Source organism: Rothia amarae, assembly GCF_042677725.1.
Lineage (GTDB): Bacteria > Actinomycetota > Actinomycetes > Actinomycetales > Micrococcaceae > Rothia > Rothia amarae.
Window position 1 is genome coordinate 56265 of record NZ_JBHUCN010000003.1, and the last position, 18438, is coordinate 74702.

Annotated in this window: 19 protein-coding genes and 1 tRNA gene; 11 read left to right on the forward strand and 9 right to left on the reverse strand. The window is 52.3% G+C overall.

All coding sequences use genetic code 11. The features are described from left to right. Positions 1 to 10: 10 nt before the first annotated feature. The 3 genes from ACFR81_RS01195 to ACFR81_RS01205 all read right to left on the reverse strand — a co-directional run bounded on the left by ACFR81_RS01195 (position 11) and on the right by ACFR81_RS01205 (position 1417). Positions 11 to 841, reverse strand: coding sequence for a DUF4232 domain-containing protein (locus ACFR81_RS01195; protein ID WP_068168596.1), 831 nt, complete (start codon positions 839 to 841; stop codon positions 11 to 13). A gap of 1 nt (position 842) precedes the next feature. Beyond that, positions 843 to 1163, reverse strand: coding sequence for a 2Fe-2S iron-sulfur cluster-binding protein (locus tag ACFR81_RS01200; RefSeq protein WP_068168600.1), 321 nt, complete (start codon positions 1161 to 1163; stop codon positions 843 to 845). A 181-nt stretch (positions 1164 to 1344) separates the two neighbouring features. Next, positions 1345 to 1417 (reverse strand) — tRNA-Arg (locus tag ACFR81_RS01205). A 404-nt stretch (positions 1418 to 1821) separates the two neighbouring features. On the opposite strand from ACFR81_RS01205, the gene ACFR81_RS01210 reads away from it, so the two are divergent. Both ACFR81_RS01210 and ACFR81_RS01215 read left to right on the forward strand, forming a co-directional pair. Beyond that, on the forward strand, positions 1822 to 3699 hold the full coding sequence (locus ACFR81_RS01210; RefSeq protein ID WP_343876310.1) for a phosphoenolpyruvate carboxykinase (GTP): 1878 nt from the start codon (positions 1822 to 1824) through the stop codon (positions 3697 to 3699). A gap of 233 nt (positions 3700 to 3932) precedes the next feature. After that, complete coding sequence (locus tag ACFR81_RS01215) at positions 3933 to 5396, forward strand: sugar ABC transporter ATP-binding protein (protein ID WP_158004381.1); 1464 nt, start codon at positions 3933 to 3935, stop codon at positions 5394 to 5396. A 266-nt stretch (positions 5397 to 5662) separates the two neighbouring features. Here the strand turns inward: ACFR81_RS01215 and ACFR81_RS01220 are convergent, their stop codons facing one another. Beyond that, the gene (locus ACFR81_RS01220; RefSeq protein WP_068168604.1) at positions 5663 to 6031 is read right to left on the reverse strand and encodes a hypothetical protein; all 369 of its coding nucleotides are present in this window, start codon (positions 6029 to 6031) and stop codon (positions 5663 to 5665) included. Positions 6032 to 6398: 367 nt separating this feature from the next. On the opposite strand from ACFR81_RS01220, the gene ACFR81_RS01225 reads away from it, so the two are divergent. Further along, positions 6399 to 6872 (forward strand): RrF2 family transcriptional regulator, encoded by a 474-nt coding sequence (locus ACFR81_RS01225; protein WP_068168605.1) that lies wholly within the window; start codon positions 6399 to 6401, stop codon positions 6870 to 6872. A gap of 111 nt (positions 6873 to 6983) precedes the next feature. After that, a complete protein-coding gene (locus ACFR81_RS01230) occupies positions 6984 to 8174 on the forward strand; it encodes a globin domain-containing protein (RefSeq protein WP_343876311.1) in 1191 nt (396 codons plus the stop codon). 71 nt (positions 8175 to 8245) lie between these two features. On the opposite strand, the gene ACFR81_RS01235 is transcribed toward ACFR81_RS01230, so the two are convergent. Then, on the reverse strand, positions 8246 to 8719 hold the full coding sequence (locus tag ACFR81_RS01235) for a DUF192 domain-containing protein (protein WP_343876312.1): 474 nt from the start codon (positions 8717 to 8719) through the stop codon (positions 8246 to 8248). A 127-nt stretch (positions 8720 to 8846) separates the two neighbouring features. Between ACFR81_RS01235 and ACFR81_RS01240 the strand changes: the two genes are divergently transcribed. From ACFR81_RS01240 to ACFR81_RS01250, 3 genes are read left to right on the forward strand one after another with little or no spacing between them, the layout of a single operon-like run. Continuing rightward, entirely contained in the window at positions 8847 to 9356 is a 510-nt protein-coding gene (locus ACFR81_RS01240; RefSeq protein ID WP_343876313.1) for a DUF1648 domain-containing protein, read from the forward strand. A 35-nt stretch (positions 9357 to 9391) separates the two neighbouring features. Continuing rightward, positions 9392 to 9700 (forward strand): TSUP family transporter, encoded by a 309-nt coding sequence (locus ACFR81_RS01245; RefSeq protein ID WP_343876314.1) that lies wholly within the window; start codon positions 9392 to 9394, stop codon positions 9698 to 9700. 54 nt (positions 9701 to 9754) lie between these two features. Then, complete coding sequence (locus tag ACFR81_RS01250; RefSeq protein ID WP_343876315.1) at positions 9755 to 9922, forward strand: hypothetical protein; 168 nt, start codon at positions 9755 to 9757, stop codon at positions 9920 to 9922. Between the two features lie 94 nt (positions 9923 to 10016). Here the strand turns inward: ACFR81_RS01250 and ACFR81_RS01255 are convergent, their stop codons facing one another. Next, positions 10017 to 11417 (reverse strand): phosphomannomutase/phosphoglucomutase, encoded by a 1401-nt coding sequence (locus tag ACFR81_RS01255; RefSeq protein WP_343876316.1) that lies wholly within the window; start codon positions 11415 to 11417, stop codon positions 10017 to 10019. 130 nt (positions 11418 to 11547) lie between these two features. Between ACFR81_RS01255 and manA the strand changes: the two genes are divergently transcribed. Continuing rightward, positions 11548 to 12729, forward strand: a complete 1182-nt coding sequence (gene manA / locus ACFR81_RS01260; protein ID WP_343876318.1) for a mannose-6-phosphate isomerase, class I — start codon at positions 11548 to 11550, stop codon at positions 12727 to 12729. Between the two features lie 89 nt (positions 12730 to 12818). Here manA and ACFR81_RS01265 read toward each other — a convergent pair whose 3' ends face one another. From ACFR81_RS01265 to tmk, 3 genes are all read right to left on the reverse strand, one after another. Further along, a complete protein-coding gene (locus ACFR81_RS01265) occupies positions 12819 to 14012 on the reverse strand; it encodes an AI-2E family transporter (RefSeq protein ID WP_343876319.1) in 1194 nt (397 codons plus the stop codon). A 107-nt stretch (positions 14013 to 14119) separates the two neighbouring features. Next, the gene (locus ACFR81_RS01270) at positions 14120 to 15265 is read right to left on the reverse strand and encodes a DNA polymerase III subunit delta' (RefSeq protein WP_190617125.1); all 1146 of its coding nucleotides are present in this window, start codon (positions 15263 to 15265) and stop codon (positions 14120 to 14122) included. Further along, a complete protein-coding gene (tmk, locus tag ACFR81_RS01275; RefSeq protein ID WP_377148596.1) occupies positions 15262 to 15966 on the reverse strand; it encodes a dTMP kinase in 705 nt (234 codons plus the stop codon). Before tmk ends, ACFR81_RS01270 begins: the two co-directional genes overlap by 4 nt. A 76-nt stretch (positions 15967 to 16042) precedes the next feature. Here tmk and ACFR81_RS01280 point away from each other — a divergent pair, with 76 nt between their 5' ends. The 3 genes from ACFR81_RS01280 to ACFR81_RS01290 all read left to right on the forward strand — a co-directional run bounded on the left by ACFR81_RS01280 (position 16043) and on the right by ACFR81_RS01290 (position 18384). Beyond that, the gene (locus ACFR81_RS01280) at positions 16043 to 17233 is read left to right on the forward strand and encodes a trans-sulfuration enzyme family protein (protein ID WP_145175442.1); all 1191 of its coding nucleotides are present in this window, start codon (positions 16043 to 16045) and stop codon (positions 17231 to 17233) included. 27 nt (positions 17234 to 17260) lie between these two features. Continuing rightward, a complete protein-coding gene (locus ACFR81_RS01285) occupies positions 17261 to 17578 on the forward strand; it encodes a DUF2516 family protein (RefSeq protein WP_343876320.1) in 318 nt (105 codons plus the stop codon). A 62-nt stretch (positions 17579 to 17640) separates the two neighbouring features. Continuing rightward, positions 17641 to 18384 (forward strand): phosphoglyceromutase, encoded by a 744-nt coding sequence (locus tag ACFR81_RS01290; protein WP_068168616.1) that lies wholly within the window; start codon positions 17641 to 17643, stop codon positions 18382 to 18384. The last annotated feature ends 54 nt before the right edge of the window (positions 18385 to 18438 follow it).

Below are 18438 nucleotides of genomic sequence, written 5' to 3' on the forward strand. Positions count from 1 at the left end.
GGTGTCGGGCTTACTTTGCCTGGGCACCAATCTGGCCTACGGAGAGCTGTCCCGTTTCGGTGGAGGAGCATGCCTCAGCGGGGAAGTTCAGCACCAGCGAAGACGACGTACCTGGAATACTCACGCGGTAACCGGCTGCCTGAGTGGGCTGGCAGGATGCCGCGTCGTAAAGCCCCGCACGAGTTTCACGTAGCGTTGCGCTCGCAGATTCGCCCGAGCCAATCACAGCTCCCGAGCTGGTCCACTCTGCGGCCTGTTTAGCGGCTGCGCCTATCTGGTTGCCCTGCGCGTCCACGTAATTGACACTGGGGTAACCGCTCAACGAGCACGGCGTAGAACCGGAGTTGGTGAAGGTGAGGTTCATATATCGAGAGCCTGCAGCCCCGCCGCCGGGGGCTACCTCTGCGGCAATACGGATGTGCTCGTAGTCGCATGCTGCGCTCTGCTGAGCATCTGCATTCGCTGTTTCGTTAGGTGTAGCCGCGGCGCTGGATTCGGTAGCCGGCGCTGGAGCCGGGGTTTGTGGCTCTTGGGTCACCGTGGTGACGCTACCCCGAGGAGGCGCCGTTTCCTCTGTGACCGTAGGTTCGGTGACGGTTGGCTCATGAACGGTCGGAGTTGCTACCGGACTGGGGGTCGCAGCGGGTGAGGTGCGCGTTGCGCTGGGTTTGGGCGATCCCGATGCAGTAGCAGATGCGGTAGATGAAGCTGATACTGCGGCAGTGGGTGCCTCGGTCGGGGTTTCAGGCGTACTTTCCCCACCGCCACAAGCGGAGAGCGCTAAAATGCTGATGCTCGCTACGAGGAGGAGAGAATGCCGAGGGGATTTGAGGGGGCTCATATTACATCCCAGGTTTGAGGGTCACCGTTGCGCCATCAAGACCTTCGGCGTATTCGGTCTGGCACGAAAGGCGGGAGTATTCGTTGGCGACGTCGTCGACCATATCTAGCAAATCTTCTTCAGCTTCGGTGCGTTCTCCTGATGCTTCGAAATGTTCAGGATCGATGTACGCGTGGCAGGTAGCGCAGGAGGCGTTGCCTCCGCAGGTAGCTAGAACGGGGAACTGGTTTGCTAACAGGGCGTCAAGGAGCGTCTGATCTTCTTCCCAGGTTGCTCCGCGAGTCTCGCCGCTCTCGTTAACTACATTGATGTTGATGCTCATGAGAATGTACTCCTTGTAATTTTTCGCTCATTATTATTCTAGAGCGTGGTGAAGTTTTACCCTATTATGCCCAGTATGGAGAGCATAAATCTTGCTCTCGTGGGCAATCCCTCACTCACTCCGCACCTAGAAATGGCGTGGAAAAACAAAAAACCCGCTTCCGAAGAAGCGGGCTATTTAGTGCGCCCGAAGGGATTCGAACCCCCAACCTTCTGATCCGTAGTCAGATGCTCTATCCGTTGAGCTACAGGCGCATGTTCTGTTTTCCGGGCTACCCCGTTTCAGCAACAGGTAATACTCTACACGCGCTAGAGAACCTTGCCAAATCGAAAAGGGGTGACACTCGTTACATGTTGCTCGCTGGAAGAAGAAACCCCGAAAACTAGCGGAAGTTCATCAACTATTTATCGAAAAAACGCAAGAGGTTGAGCTATATTCTGACATTTGTGCGTAATTGATGGTTTAAACCCACTCTTTACTGTTACTTTGGTGTTCTAATCACAAAGAGGTGATGGTCTTCAAAACGTTGCGTTGTCCTTCATTCTCAGTAGAGATGACGCATTTGCTTCTTAAAGAACGAGAGGCAAAGTTTTTGAAGATTCAAATCTTCGGCACAACGCGGTGTCGCGGTGCGTAAAACTTTAAGGGGAATCGTCAGATGGCTGACCTTTCAAACGGTACTGTTTCTTCCGGCCTGAACCAGCAGGTTCAAGACCAGCTTGCTCAGGCACCAACTCAATACACTGAGCTGGTGGATTGGGTGCGAGAAGTCGCTGAACTTACCGAACCTGAATCCATCGTGTGGGTTGATGGCACGGAAGAAGAATATGACCGCCTAGCCGGTGAACTCGTGGAAGCTGGTACTTTCCGCCGTCTTTCTGATCATGAGTTCCCAAACTCTTACGTCGCTTTTTCTGACCCCGATGACGTCGCCCGTGTTGAAGAGCGCACTTTCATCTGCTCTGAGACCGAAGAGGCAGCTGGCCCCACTAATAACTGGCGCGATCCTGCCGAGATGAAGTCGCTGATGAAGGATCTGTACCGCGGTTGCATGCACGGTCGTACCATGTACGTGATTCCTTTCGTCATGGGCTCTCTCGATGCCTCTACTCCTCGTTTCGGCGTAGAAATCACTGACTCTGCATATGTAGTATGCTCCATGCGCATCATGGCAACTATCGGTTCTGATGTCTTGAAGAAGATGTCTGATACCAACGCTTTCTACGTCAAGGCTCTGCACTCTATCGGCGCTCCCTTAGAAGAAGGGCAGCAGGATGTGCCCTGGCCCTGCAACCCCGAGAAGTACATTGTTCACTTCCCCGAGGAGCGTGCAATCTGGTCCTTTGGTTCGGGTTACGGCGGAAACGCACTGCTGGGCAAGAAGTGCTACGCCCTGCGTATTGCATCGGCGATGGGACACGACCAAGGTTGGATGGCAGAGCACATGCTTATCCTCAAGGTCACTAACCCTGAGAACAAAACTAAATTCATCTCCGCCGCTTTCCCCTCTGCCTGCGGTAAGACCAACTTCGCACTCATGGATCCCACTCTTGAGGGATGGAAGACCGAGATGGTGGGCGATGACATTTCCTGGATCAACTTCGATGAAAACGGCACCCCTCGCGTCGTCAACCCCGAAGCAGGTATGTTCGGTGTAGCTCCGGGTACCGGCTGGTCCACTAACCCCAACGCTATGGGCGCAATCGCCAAAGGCAACAATATCTTCACCAACGTTGCTTTGACTGATGACAATTCGGTGTGGTGGGAAGGTAAGACCGATGAGGTACCCGACCACCTTATCGACTGGCAGGGCAACGACTGGACCCCTGAATCGGGCCGTCCTGCGGCACACCCTAACTCACGTTTTTGCACCCCGCTCAACCAGGTAGACATGCTCGCAGAAGAGTTCTACGAGCCTGAAGGTGTGCCTCTGTCTGCAATCATCTTCGGTGGACGTCGTAAGACCACTATTCCTTTGGTGTCTGAAGCTGAGTCGTGGAGCGAAGGCGTTTTCCGCGGCGTAACGCTGTCTTCGGAAACTACTGCTGCAGCTAAGGGTGCTGTGGGCGTGGTTCGCCGCGACCCCATGGCAATGCTTCCCTTCATCGGCTACAACGCTTCTGACTACTTCCGCCACTGGCTTGACCTGGGCGAGAAGCACGGCGAAGAGAACATGCCTAAGGTGTACTACGTCAACTGGTTCCGCCGTACCCCCGAGGGTGGTTTCGCGTGGCCTGGCTTCGGTGAGAACTCCCGCGTGGTGAAATGGATTTTCGATCGTCTTGAAGGTACCGCAGGCGGCGAGCACACCCTCATGGGTACCGTGCCCACCCGTGAGGACCTTGACTTGACCGGTCTCAAAATTGAGGACAACGAGCTAGACGCTGCGCTAGCTGTCAATGTTGATGAGATCGAAGCTGAGCTTATCGGCATCGATGAATGGCTGGAGAAATTCGGTGATGACCTGCCTCAACGCATTCACGAACAGCGTGATGCACTGGCACAGCGTATTGAAGAAGCTCGTAGCAATTCCTAACCATTAGACGGACACATTAGTACTGAACCGGCGATATATTGCTCTCAATATATCGTCGGTTCAATTTTTTAGATTATCTAAGCTCTATAATCAATCTTTGGCTTTAAACAACAGTAATATTTGATACCGAAACTAGTTTTCGTTCGCTTGAAATGACCTCTGCGGTCATTTCACATATCACTCTCCATCTGAAGGGACAATCAGCAGTGGATAACTTGCTCAGTGTTAAGGGCGTGACTAAAAAACACGAACATCTGCGAGCGCTTAAAGGCGTAGACCTTACAGTGGTGCGCGGTGAAGTATTGGGTCTGCTCGGGGAAAATGGTGCGGGTAAATCCACGCTGCTTTCGATTCTCGGTGGATGGGACACCGCGGATTCTGGGACGATGATGCTGGCAGGGGAGCCGTATGCGCCGTCGAACCCCGATGAGGCTCTAGCTTGCGGAGTCGGCTCGATTCGCCAGAAATTCTCGGTAGATCCTACGCTGACGGTAGCGCAGACCATCTTCCGCTCGACCTTTCATGCGCAGAAGAGCGAGCAGGAGCAGAACGAGCGTGCCGCCGAGCTTCTGAGCGACGCGGGCTTGGAAATTAGCCCTTCCTCCCTGATGGGCGATTTGGTGCGTGCAGAACAGGCTCTCATCGAGGTTGTGCGTTTAGTAGCTGAAGAAACTCAGCTGGTATTGATGGATGAAGTTGCGGCGACCTTCAATGACTATGAGATTTTCCAGTTCCATGAGATGACCCGCCGTTTGGTCTCTGAGGGACGTTCGGTCATCTATATCACCCACCGCTTGGATGAAATCCGTTCGCTGGCAGATCGCGCGGTCATTTTGGAAGATGGCATCATCTCCCATGAAATCGTACCCGGTCACATGAGCGCTGAAGACATCGCTTTTAAGATGTTCCGCCGCGAAGTCTCAATGCATCAGCAGCCTTCTGACTTTGTGGAAGAGACCCCCCGTCTCACTATCGAGAACCTCAATGGCGCCCAGGGTTTCTTGAAGAATGTTAATTTCACTCTCGCTCGCGGCGAAGTTCTGGGTCTGACCGGTCTGCGTCGTTCGGGAATTAACGAAATCGCCTCGGCGCTGGTTGGCGTAGATGAGACCGCTGAATTCGGAGCCCTTCGCATCAACGGTGAAGACGTCACGATTTCCAGCCCCGAGGACGCCGTCAGCTACGGCATCGGGTATCTCTCAGACAACGACGACGAACTGGGTCTCGCAAACGAACGGTCCATCGCAAAGACCCTCATGGATTCTGCGGGAATCACCAAAGATGAAGGTGCAGGTTTCTTGCACGAAGTCTCTGCCCTTCGCGAGGTAGCAGAGCAAATCCGCAAGCTACACATCAAGACCACCAACATTCAGGGTGAAGTCGGAAAGCTCTCCGGCGGTGACCAGCAGAAAGTGGCGCTGGCACGGTGGATCAGCTCGGACTGCGACATTTTGATTCTCAACCACCCCACCCGCGGCATCGACGTCAGCGCAAAGGTAGAAATCTACAAGATGCTCAAGGACCTTACCGCTGAGGGCGTTTCTATTCTTTTGATTGGCTCGGACATGTCAGAGCTTATGGGACTGTGCAACCGTATCGCTGTCATGAAGGACGGCGAAATCGTAGCAATCCAAGAGCACCGAGACGCTACCGAAGACACGCTGATGGAAGCTGCAATCGGCGATTCTATTATCTAACAGGTTATTTCGAAGACGCTGAACTCGAGCAAGCACAGCAACGGTGTACTAACCTTCTCACCAAGTTCGCTAGCGCTCACGCGGTGATTCATGCCAGCCCCAGCCAGTTCACCTTACTGCTGTGCTTGCTCGAGCTCTTGCTACTGAATAGGATCCTTCACATAAGGTAAATAAAAACCCATGGCCGGTGATTCCCTAAAAATCACCGGCCATGGGTCTAAGTTGCCTCTGTGGGGCTTCGCTTCTCTGCGTCTAGCTTGTGGGGCTTAGAGGGAGATACGGTTTGCGATGGTGTTGAGCTTGTGGCGAGCGAGCGCTAGGTTCGCGGTGTTACGATCAAGCACCAGATAAACGAACAGACCAGCGGTCTCAGAAGCGTTGAGTACGTTAATGAGGTGGTACTGGGAGTTGAGGGTAATCATGATGTCTTCGATGTTGCCCTCTAGACCGAGATCGTTCATGGTCTTGAGCTTTGCGCGGACAACGTTGGAGTTACCTGCTGCTGCAACGGTGAGATCGAACCCGGGGTTGCCGCCGGAAGCTAGAGCCATGCCCGAAGAGATGTCCACGAGTGCTGCGCCGTTTGCGCCTTCGATGGAAAGAAGTTCCTGGATTGAGGTGTCAAGCTGTGACATGAGTGAATCCTTATCTGGTGTTATTGATCGTCATGGACTTTAGTACTAACCCGATCAGCATTTGACGAGCACCAATTATATTCTTCAAGTTCCCCCTGAAAAAGATGCTTTAGCAATGCTTGTGGGCACAAACTATTTACAATGTTACCCACAAGTAAAGAGTTTCGAAATCATCCTTTTGACGATATTTTGCGGTGAACATAACTTTGTCGAGGTGTTTGTACATGTAAGTGTGTATAGTCGCTAGTCACAAGCGGATGCACTGTGAATATGGTTATGAACTCATTTCGCACTAGTGCGCGCTGTGGTTTGCTCAGAGGAGTAAACTAAATTTCAGATTATGCCAAAAAATCATGAAGGAGGGGCATTGCGTCTAACTGCTTTTTCCGACGTTTCATTACGGATCATGATTCTTTTGGCTGGTGCCGAGGATAAGAAGCTTTCTACCCAGACTATTGCTCAGGGAGTGGGCACGCCCTATAACCATGTGGCTAAATCCGTTGCGTTCTTGGCAAATCATGGATGGGTTGTGGCAACTCGCGGGCGTGCCGGCGGCGTCGTCTTGTCTGAGGCTGGCAAGAATGTGACGGTTGGTCATATTCTGCGCCAGACCGAGGGGGATATTCCCATGGTGGAGTGCGAGAGTGAACATGGTGATTGTCCGCTGAATTCTTCCTGCCGCTTGCGGGGCTATCTTTCCAGGGCTCGGGAGGCATTCTTTGAGGTTCTAGATCCCATCACGATTTCCAGTCTGCCCACACAGAGGCAGATGGGTCCGGTTTTTGTTGAGCTGGGCTTGGGGCCGCTGAGCCAGACGAAGAAGTTAACTCAGGCATCATAGATGAAGATGAGCTGTTTATGAAGCAGCTCATCTTTTTTATTCCTTATCTTGCATTGAATATGCTAGTTTTGGAAATGGTTAATCAACATTTTGTTCCAAAGGAGAGACATCGTGCTTTCAGAAAAGTCACGTCCCATCATTGAAGCCACCGCGCCCGTCGTTGCCGAGCGGATGCCTCACATCACCCCGGAGTTCTACAAGCGTATGTTCGCCGCTCGTCCTGACCTGATGGACGGCATGTTTTCACGTTCATCGCAGCTCGAAGGCACTCAGCCCCAGGCGCTCTCTAACTCAATCGTCATTTTTGCTACTTATATTTTGAACAATCCCGATAAGTACCCCGATGAAGTGCTCTCCCGCGTAGCACACAAACACGCCTCCCTGGGACTGCTCGAAGATGAGTACCCCACCGTCTACAAGTACCTGTTTGAAGCTATTGCAGCGGATCTGGGCGACGCCTGCACCCCTGAAGTTGCCGAGGCGTGGAGCGAAGTTTACTGGTTGATGGCAAACGCTCTTATCAAGATTGAGAAGGGTCTTTACGCACAGCAGGCTAACGACGTCATGCGCGCACCCTTCAAGCTTGTATCCCGCAAGGAAACTGGGGATCAGGTAGTAGATCTTACTTTTGAACCTGCAGACGACACCGCGATGACCGAGGCAAAAGCAGGTCAGTACATCTCACTGTTCACTCAGGCAGAAGATGGCCTCCTGCAGCCTCGTCAGTACACGCTGCTACCCTCTGAAAAAAACCAGCGCCGCGTAGCTATCAAGCTCGACCCCAACGGTGAGATGACCAAACGCCACTTCGCTCTGCAGGAGGGTGACGTCGTTGATATCTCAAACCCCTACGGTGATATCACCCTGGGTGGATTTGGCGACGACGGCTCAGGGCCGCTCTACCTCTTCTCGGCAGGTATCGGCGTGACCCCTATGCTTGCTTTCCTCTCCGAACTGGTGGACCAAAACTCCCAGCGTGAAGTTGTAGTCGTTCATTCCTCTTCCAGTAAGGACGCGTGGCCGTTGCGCGAAGAAATGGAAGAGCTCGTAGGCAAGCTGGCTAACGGCAAACTCATTAGCTTCTTGGGCGATGGTTCGGGCGATTTTGAAGGTCGCGTGGATGTTTCTCAGCTTGATGTTCCCTCCGATGCCTCGGTTTATCTCTGTGGACCTCTTGGCTTCATGAAGGACACCCGCTCGGCTCTGGTGGATGCAGGTGTTCCTGGTGTCCAGATTCAGTACGAGATTTTTGGTCCTGACCAGTGGATGCTTCGCGATACTGCACGAGCTGAAAACAAGTAACGGTTATTCTTCACCTCTAAAGTGCCGCTTCCTTATCAGGGGAGTGGCACTTTGGGTGTAAAAAATAAATCCTATTTCCAGGAAAGAGTGGTACCTGGCTCAATGGCGCCCAGCTTACGGAGTCTGAGCGCTGGTACTTCAATGACGGCGGCGGTACGCGCCGGTGAAGGTAGGCGGAGAGTTCCAAACCCGGGCTTGACATCGTAGGCGACCTTGAGCACTCGGTTCTGGGCATCTAGCCATACGACGTCGAGCGGAAATTGCACGCCTAAAAGAGTCAGTGAGGTAGCTTTCGGTGGGAGAACTAGAAGAAGACCGTGAACGTTTTTGAGTTTTTGATGTCCTGAGAGCCCTTTACTCAACGAGTCAGTGGTGTCTGCAACGGCGAGCTTGAGGGAACCTGCCGGGCCGACGACGGTGCGGTGGGGGAGTGCATCTAGATTCTGCGCATCTCGGGAGGCGATAAATTTCAGCGCCTGATAGATGGCAATGCCCACCAAACAAAGAACGGCTAGTAACACTACTGTCCACCACAGTAAACCCATAGATATACCTCGTCCTGAAATACGTTCGTGAAAAATGAGTTGATAGTAAAACACCACGTCAGAAAATGGTTGCTTACCCCCCTAGTTTATATAGTTAAAAAACCACTGCGACGATAGGTGAACTTCAATGGAGAATTCCCCACAACTCCCAGGCAGAACCGAACGCCCCGTTCCTGCTTCCCCGGCGAAATCTTCTCGGATTCTGGAGGGTATTTCGGCATTTGTTCTGGTAGCTGGAGTTATTTACGCTGTGGTGACTTATGTTGGGTTGCCTCAAATAGTTCCGGTTCATTTCGGCCCCAACGGAGAACCTGACGACTGGGGCGATAAAAATCAATTCCTTCTCGCACCTATCATGCTGTGCATGGTGACTCTTTTCTGTCTGGTGATAGCGCGATTCCCTCGAATTCATAATGTGCCGAAAACTCCTTCAACCGCTGAAGGATGGCAAGCTCTCTATACTTGCTCCCGCAATATGCTGCTGTGGACCTCTATCGGAGTAGGGCTCATGCTCGTTTTTGTCACCTATTCAACATCGCATCCAGAAATATCAGGTCCGTGGATGGCGTTGTTAGTGCTTTTCATCCTTGCGCCCATCGTTTATTACATTCCTAAAATGCTGAAAATTGCCAAGTAGCCCCACAGTTGCCGGCTCTGCGCTAGCATCAAATTATGCTTCCTGATTCAACGTTGGTGCTTAGTTTTTTCATCATTTTGGGTGCTGGGTTGAGCGCTGGTTTTATTAACGCCATCGTTGGCTCTGGAACCCTTATTTCATTCCCCCTTCTGCTCCTACTGGGGTATCCGCCGCTCACCGCTAACATTTCAAGCTCGGTGGGTTTGGTTGCGGGAAATATCTCCGGTGCATACGGTTACCGCAGGGAAATTCGGCAGAATTCGGGTCTTATCAAAATGCTCCTATCCAGCTCTATTCTGGGCGGTATTACCGGTACTTCTCTGTTGTTGATTCTGTCCGAATAAGCCTTCGCCTTCGTCGTTCCAGTGCTCGTTGGTTTAGGCCTCATCATGGTGGTTGTGGGGCCCAAAATTCAGCAACGAGTAGCTGCCGCTCGCTCACATGATACTAACGCTCAAGAAATTCTTGGCACCGCCCCTGAACCGGCATTGCCCCGGAGCAAAAAACGGCTGGCAGTCATCTTGGTAATCGGTACTGTAGCGCTCATCAATCTGCTGCTGAATTAGAAGCCTACTTCCGCATACGCTAAAGGGCACTCCCTGTCAGCAACAGAGAGCGCCCTCGAAGTGCTTACGTCCTAGCGACTAAACACGAAAATGATTAGGCACGAACCAGAGCAAGAATCTCATCGCGTACACGTTCCATGGTTGCCTGATCAGGGGCTTCAAGGTTCATCCGCAAGAAGGGTTCGGTGTTGGAGGGGCGAAGGTTTACCCACCAGCCCTCAGTCTTGTGCTCAAAGGTAGTGCCATCCATCTCGGAAACCTCAACAGAATCGCCGAGAGCTTCGCGAACCCGTGCAATAGCTGCGTCCTTATCTTCCACTTCAGAGTTAATCTCACCGGGGGAGAAGTAGGGCTGGTACTCAGCACCGATTTCGGAAAGCTGTTTTTCGGAGTTACCTAGAACTGCTAGCACGTGCATTGCGGCCAGCATGCCGGTATCCGCGTTGAAGAAGTCCTTGAAGTAGTAGTGAGCTGAATGCTCGCCACCGAAGATGCCGCCTTCAGAAGCCATGACAGCCTTGATGAAGGAGTGACCCACGCGGGTCTTTACCGAACGGCCACCGAGCTTCTCCACGAGTTCAGGAACAGCCTTAGAGGTGATGAGGTTGTAAATAACAACGGGCTCAGCTTCGCCTTCTGACTGGGCACGCTTGATTTCGCGTTCTGCCACGATAGCGGTGATAGCAGAAGGTGAAACGGGCTGACCCTTTTCGTCGATGACGAAGCAACGATCGGCGTCGCCGTCGAAAGCTAGACCGATATCTGCACCATGCTCCACAACAGCTTTCTGCAAATCCACGAGGTTAGCAGGCTCTAGAGGGTTAGCGGGGTGATTAGGGAAGGAACCGTCCAACTCGAAGTACAGAGGAACGATATCCAAAGGTAGACCGGGAAGAATTGAATCGCCTAGGACTGCGGGGGTGGTCATGCCGCCCATGCCGTTACCGGCGTCAACAACAACCTTCAGAGAGCGGATGTTGGAAAGATCAACGAGGTTGCGTAGGTACTCTGCGTAATCTTTGAGAATGTCTTTTTCTGAAACAGTTCCCTGGGTTTCGGACTGGGGGATTTCTCCGGCGTTCAGGTATTGCTGTGCCAAGTCGCGGACGTCGAACAGACCGGTTTCCGAAGAAATCGGGACGGCGCCAGCCTTAGCCATCTTCATGCCGTTGTATTCGGCGGGGTTGTGCGAGGCGGTGAAAGTTACGCCCGCTGCATTCTCCACGCCGCAGGCAAAGTAAAGCTCATCGGTTGAGATGAGGCCTATTTTGATGATGTTTGCGCCACGAGCGGTAGCTCCTTCGGCGAAAGCATTAACGAAATCCGAGCCGGATGGGCGCATATCGCTACCCACCAGAATGTTCTGACCTGCGAGTTCCAGAACATCAACGAATGCTGCTGCGGTTGCACGAACGGTATCCTCGGTGATGGTTTCACCGACGATGCCACGAACGTCGTACGCCTTAAAAGATGCGGTTAAATCAATAGTATTCACAGGTTTATTCTACGTGGCGAGGGCTTTTTTGCGATGTGTACTCAGAGATATTACTTTTATATGGTGAGGAACACCGCAGGTAGTCCCCTAAATAGGGGGTACCTTTTGACGAATATGGTTGGATAAGAGCATGGGCGAACTATTTCGGTTGGTTAATAAAACGCAACACTATGCCTGGGGATCACATGAAACCCTGGCTCATATGCGTGGACTGTCTGGACCCAGTGACCAGCCAGAAGCTGAGGTTTGGGTGGGTGCTCACCCTTCCGCTCCTTCAGAAATCGATATTGATGGGCACAAAATGGGTCTTGACAGAGTGGTAGAAAACACTCCAGACCGCATTTTGCCCCATGGAGTTAAGAACTTCCCTTTCCTCTTTAAGATTCTTGCCATTGACGCCCCCCTGTCTATTCAGGTTCACCCCACTGACGCCCAAGCAGAATCTGGATTTGACCGCGAGAATCAAGAAGGAATTGCCCTCGATGATTCCTCTCGTAATTACAAAGACCGCCATTCAAAGCCCGAAACCGTTATTGCTCTAACTCCCATGAAAATTTTGACGGGAGTTCGCCCAGACCATGAAATTCAAGAAATTGCCACGGCTTTTGGTCTGAGCTGGCTCGCGGATTTACTCCCTGTAAATTCAGGAAAAGAACTTTTGGCAAAGATTATTCGCCTCAGCGAGGGCGACGCCGCGGTCGCTCTTGAAGAAACGTTAGACGGTGTTCGCACCTGGGCTAAGACTCACACCGGTGGTCCTTGCACTCTGGAGCGCGCTGCCGAACTCGTGGAGCATATTGAGGAAAAGTGCCCGGGCGATCGAGGGTTGCTGGTGGCTGTAGTGATGAATCTGCTTTATCTAGAACCGGGTGATTCTGCGTTTACTCCAGATGGTCAGGTTCATGCCTATGTTTCAGGTACAGCCATTGAAATTATGAACCCCTCAGATAATGTGTTGCGCGCGGGGCTGACTCCTAAACATATTGATACTCAAGAGCTAATTGAGGTCTTACGCGATGACCAGTGCGCCCCTGAGGTGGTTCGTGCAAACCCTGATGACGCGGTGGTAGGCAAATTTTCTTTGTGGGATGAGCGTCTTTCACTGACCCGTATTCGAGTTCCCGCCTCGCAAGCTGTGGATTTCACGTTTGAGGGAACCTCCACTTTGCTTTCTGTAGCAGGGGAGCTAACAGTTGAGTCGGAACAACAGAGTTTCACCGTGTATCCGACTGAGTCGCTGTTACATTCTGGTAGCGACACTGCTACAACCATCAGAGGATTAGGCGAGGCATACGTAGCCACCTACGTGTAGTTAGCTCAAGATAAAAACAAGGACGGGCGCACCCACCGCAGGTACGCCCGTCCTGTATTTTTCGCTTCAAGCGAGAGAGTAAAGATAACTTACTTAGAAGTTTCTACTTCCTGTTCTTTTTCAGCCATTTTTTCTTCTTTTTTAGCTCGCTCAAACTCCTTGGAAGAAATGGTTTTTTCTTCTGCAGGGTTGACCTTGGCAAAGTTGGTGGTGAAGAAAACGCTAATCCAGTGAGCGCGCGGATCGGAATCCAGCACAATCGCCTTGAAGAACAGCGTGAGCGGAACAGCCAGGATCGCGCCGAGCGGACCAATAATCATGGACCAGATAATCAGCGAAAGGAAGGTGACGGTGGTGTTAAGACCAACGGCGTCGCCAGTAATCTTTGGCTGAACAATCTGCTGCATGGTGAAGTTGATAACCGAGAACAGGACGATAACCCAAATCATGGTGGTGACGTCGCCGTCCAGCAACGCAACCAGCGCCGGGGGAATCATTCCCAGAACAAACCCGATGTTGGGAATGTAGTTGGTGACGAAGGAGAAGATGCCCCATACGATTGCCAGAGGAACTCCGAGAATCATCAGCGCCACCACGTTAATGACAGCAACAATCAGACCAAAAACGGTGTTCACAACCCAGTAGCGATTGGTGCGGTGCTGGAAATCAGCCAAGGCTGATGCCAGATGGGGGCGGTGGTTGCGTAGGTATGCTCCGCGACCTGAAATGATGGCGGAGTCGACCACGAGGAAGGCCATCACCATCACGAGAAGGAAGAAACCGGAACCGGTTGCGCTCAAGCCGTTGAGGAAGGTGGTTAGCCAGTTCATGATCTTAGAGGGTTCCAAGAAGCTCATGGACTGGTCAGAAATCTGATTCTGCGAAACCCCAAAAGTGGAGGTTATCCAGCCCAGGCTCTCATCGTAGAGGCTCTGGAACTTCTGCGAGTACTGAGGCAAGATTTCAACGAGAGCGAAGACTGAGTAAGTCAGCGATCCAATCAGCGCTACCAGCAGACCAATAAGAACAAGCAACGTAATCATTGCCGCAAGGAATGTGGGCACGCGTTTCTTGACGAGCCATTCGCGAATGGGGCGGACGGCAATAACGAGTGACAGAGCCAAGAACGTAGGGCCAATTACCGAGGCCATGGTTTTTAGTCCGGCAAAAGAAACGACGAGCGCCGCTACGCCGAGGAGAAAGAAGAGGCCAAAAGGCCACCCTGATTTGTGCTGAACTGCAGAATCCTGCATGGATTCAGCACTTTGAGGTGTGTGAGTCATGGTCTACCTTGATGCTAAGAAAACAGTATCTCAGCAAGCATACTTTCTATTTTGTCGCCAGGGGCGCAATGTACCCCCAAAAAGCCGCAATTGAACATGTCACAGGGTTAGCGCTCGTGTACGAATCCCGCCATCATGGCTTCAAAGACTAGCTTTGCGCTGGCGTTCGTTGAAATTCGACGCCGGGTCAGCGTCACCGCATCTAACCGCTCTAGCGTTTTTACCCCCGTGGTCTGTGCTGCATACTGCTGAAGGTCTTGGGCCAGATGGGTGTTAATCAGTGGGGATCCTGTGCCAAGCTGAAGCGTGAGAATATCTCGGAATACGGTCTGAATATCAATCAGAAAACGGTCTAGCGTATCCGTTTTGATACGACGGGCACGTCGCTTCTGATCTTCTTCTAGCTGGCGTAGCTGAGAACGCATCGAGGGGTTGATTTTTTCGCCTTCTTGGATTCCCAGTGCGGTCATCAACTGATTCTTTTCAACCTCGTTGCGAGCTTCGGCATCGGCGTTGGCTTCTTCTTCGGCTATCTGTACGAGGTCTTCAGCCGCTTTCATGGCTGACGGTAGAGAGCGCAGAGAAATAGGCATACGTACCACAGCTTCACGGCGCGCTCGTGCCTCTGGGATAGTTGCCAGGCGACGGGCAATGCCGATATGTCCCTGAGCTAAAGAAGCACAATGGAACGCTAAATCCTCGGGAATTCCTTCGGAGACAAGCAACTGCACTACATCAGAAAGATGGGGTACGCGCAGCTTGACCGGGCGGCAACGGGAGCGGATGGTTACCAGAACGTCAACCGGTGAGGGGGCGCAGAGTAGCCAGATAGTATGCGGCGGCGGCTCTTCAATAGCTTTGAGCAACACGTTGGACGTTCGTTCTGGCATGCGGTCTGCGTCTTCGACAATCATTACGCGCCATCTGCCTACCGCTGGGCGGTCCTGAGCTTTGACTACCAGTTCGCGTGCTTCTTCAATCTTGATACTGAGATTCTCGGTGGAGAAATGGGTGAGGTCAGCATGGGAACCACTGAGTACAGTTTGGCATGATTTGCACTGCCCGCATCCACGATGCTCGGGATTGGGCTCTTCACACAGGAGCGCTGCGGCAAAAGCAAGAGCGGCGGTGGAGCGACCTGAACCGGGAGGACCGCTCAAAAGCCACGCGTGGGTAGTGCGCTCGGCGGCGGCAGCTTGTTGGAGCTGCTGCACGACGTCGGGCTGACCTACGAGGTTATTCCATACGCTCATGCCACACGCTCTTTCAACACGCGTTGAACTGCCCGCAGAATCTGCCCGTGGACCTCGTCGATGCTTCCTGTGCCATCCACAATGGCGTAGTTTTCTCCGCCCGAGCTGGCTAGTTCTCCAAAGGTCTGATGAACCAGCGTGTGAAATTCATCGGGTTCGGATTCCAAACGGTCAGCCGCACCGCGACTATCGGTGCGTTGGCGCCCTGCGTCTAGAGGGACATCAATAAAAACGGTCAGGTCTGGCAGAAGGTTTTGTGTTGCCCAAAGGCTCAGCTGGGTGATGTTTTCTGTTCCCAAGTTGCGCCCTGCTCCTTGGTATGCCGCCGAGGAATCTATATAGCGGTCGCAAAGAACAATTTTCCCAGCTGCGAGTGCGGGGCGAATCTTTTGTTCGGCATGAGCTGATCTGGAGGCAGCATAGATGAGCGCTTCGGTGCGCGCATCAATGATGCCTTGCCCGTGTTCTAGCACGAGTCCGCGTAGTTTCTCCCCGATATCGGTGCCTCCCGGTTCGCGAGTGGAAATGACGTCGTACCCCTCCTGGGTAAGTGCCTGTTCCAAACGGGCAACTTGGGTGGATTTGCCGGCACCGTCACCGCCTTCAAACACGATAAAGAGACCTTCATCGACGCAGTCAGAACTGCTCACAATAGGAGTATTCGATGTGGGATCTGGGATGTATTTGAGTGAGTCAGTCACTCTCTAAGGGTAGCAAGGAAGACGAAAAATGAAGTGCTACTTTCTCTGACTACATAATCCGCATAGGCTGGAGACTATGACTGAACAGAAGCTTCACCCAGAGACTCTAGTAGTTTCCCAAGGCAGGCCGGCACATCAACATGATGCTCCTGTGAATACTCCCATCTATATGACTTCTACCTTTCGTGGCGGAAAGACCGTGGATACCCTGAACGACAAGGTTTATGCGCGCTTTCATAATCCTTCGTGGGAAGATTTAGAAGAAGTTATCGCTTCATTAGAAGACGCGGAGCTTCCCGGTTTGATGTTTGCTTCGGGCATGGCGGCTGTAGCGGCGGTTGAAGATTTGGTTCCTGTGGGATCTGTCATTCTACTTCCTCGTCATACCTATATGGCATCAATTTCTTTGGCGCTTAAGCTTCAGCGACGAGGTATCTGTGAAGTAATTCGTTATGATCTTGAAAATACTGAGCAAACGATAGAGACCATGAAAGCTGCGGCTTCGGCGCGTGGTGTGACAGCCGAAAATGTGGATTACCGTGCGCCGAAAGTTCTCATGTGGTTAGAGAGCCCCACCAATCCCATGCTGGAGGTTGCTGATTTAAAGGTGCTTCTGCCAGAAGCAAAGAAACTGGGGATTGTAACCGCCGTAGATAATACCTTTTCCACTCCCTTAGTCCAGAAACCGCTGACTTTAGGCGCGGATATTGTGGTACACTCAGCCACAAAATTTATTGCAGGACACTCCGATGTAGTGCTGGGGTTGGCTATCACGAACCATCCCGAACTGCGCGCGATGATGCTGGAGCACCGTACCCTCAACGGGTCAATCGCTGGACCCTTCGAAGCATTTTTAGCCCTAAGAGGTGTCCGCACCTTGGCTCTTCGGGTAGAACGCTCAATGGCGAATGCCCAGGTGCTCGCAGAGCGACTGACGAAGCATCCTCGGGTGAGAGAGGTCCGTTATCCCGGACTCCCCAACGATCCCTTCCATGCGGTAGCTACCTCACAGATGAATGGGTTTGGAGCAATTCTATGTGTAGTCCTCGAAGCGAATGCGCAGGAAACAGACGCCGTAGTAGAAAAATTGAAAATCTGGACTCCCGCAACCTCCTTGGGCGGAGTCGAATCGCTGATAGAACGCCGTCGTCGCCATCTGTCTGAACCAGATTCAATTCCCGAATCGTTACTCCGTCTTTCTGTTGGCATCGAAAATGTTGATGATCTCTATAACGATCTTAACCAAGCTCTTGCCAGCATCGTCTGATCCACCCAGATTCGATAGGCTTGTCTTGTGAGTCCAATTATTTTAGTTTCCATGGTCGATACTCTCATCGGCACCGTTTTTGCTCTGGTCATTGCAGTAATGTCCGTGTGGGCACTAATTGTGGCGCTTCAGGCAACGAATTACGCTTATGAGAGTGCTGGCAAGCGCACCAAAACTTTCTGGGTGGCGGTCACTGCAGCTTGCGCAGTTTTCTCGGTATTTAGTCTTTACACAACTTTCTTGGGGGCTGGCTCTAGCTGGCTCATCCAGCTGATAGCCGCCACTGCTGCTGGGGTGTTCCTTGCGGACGTGCGCCCGGCGGTTGCGGTGCGTCGTCGACGGTAACTCCCATATCTATTTATGTGGGAATGCTTTTGATTATGTGGCAAAAGTGAAAGAATGAGGTTATGACATACAAATTGGTATTGCTCCGTCACGGACAGTCAGAATGGAATGAAAAGAACCTTTTCACCGGTTGGGTAGATGTTCCCCTGACCGCTAAAGGTATGGAAGAAGCCTCTCGCGGTGGTCAGATGTTGAAGGATCGCGAGATTCTTCCCGACGTCGTTCATACCTCTCTTCAGCGCCGCGCTATCAACACCGCAAACCTTGCGCTTGATTCCGCAGATCGCCTCTGGATTCCTGTCAAGCGCTCCTGGCGTTTGAACGAGCGTCACTACGGTGCGCTCCAGGGCAAAGATAAGAGCCAGATTCGCGAGCAGTACGGTGAAGAGCAGTTCATGCAGTGGCGTCGTTCTTACGATGTACCCCCACCGGCAATTGATGATGACGACGATTTCTCCCAGGCTCACGATCCTCGTTATGCCGATGTTAAGAACGCTCCTCGTACCGAGTGCCTCAAAGACGTTCTAGAGCGTATGCTTCCCTACTGGGAATCAGACGTGAAGCCTGATTTGGAAGCTGGCAAGACCGTTTTGATTGCTGCTCACGGTAACTCTTTGCGTGCGCTGGTAAAGAATCTCGATGGTATTTCGGACGACGAAATCTCGGGTCTGAACATTCCCACCGGTATCCCGCTTTACTACGAGCTGGACGAAAACTTCAAGCCTGTAACCGCAGGTGGCGAATACTTGGATCCTGAGGCAGCAAAGATTGCGATTGCAGCAGTTGCTAACCAGGGTAAGAAGTAATTCTTTGAAGTTCTAGGTTATGCCAAAGGGTCCGTTCCACCGAAGTGGAACGGG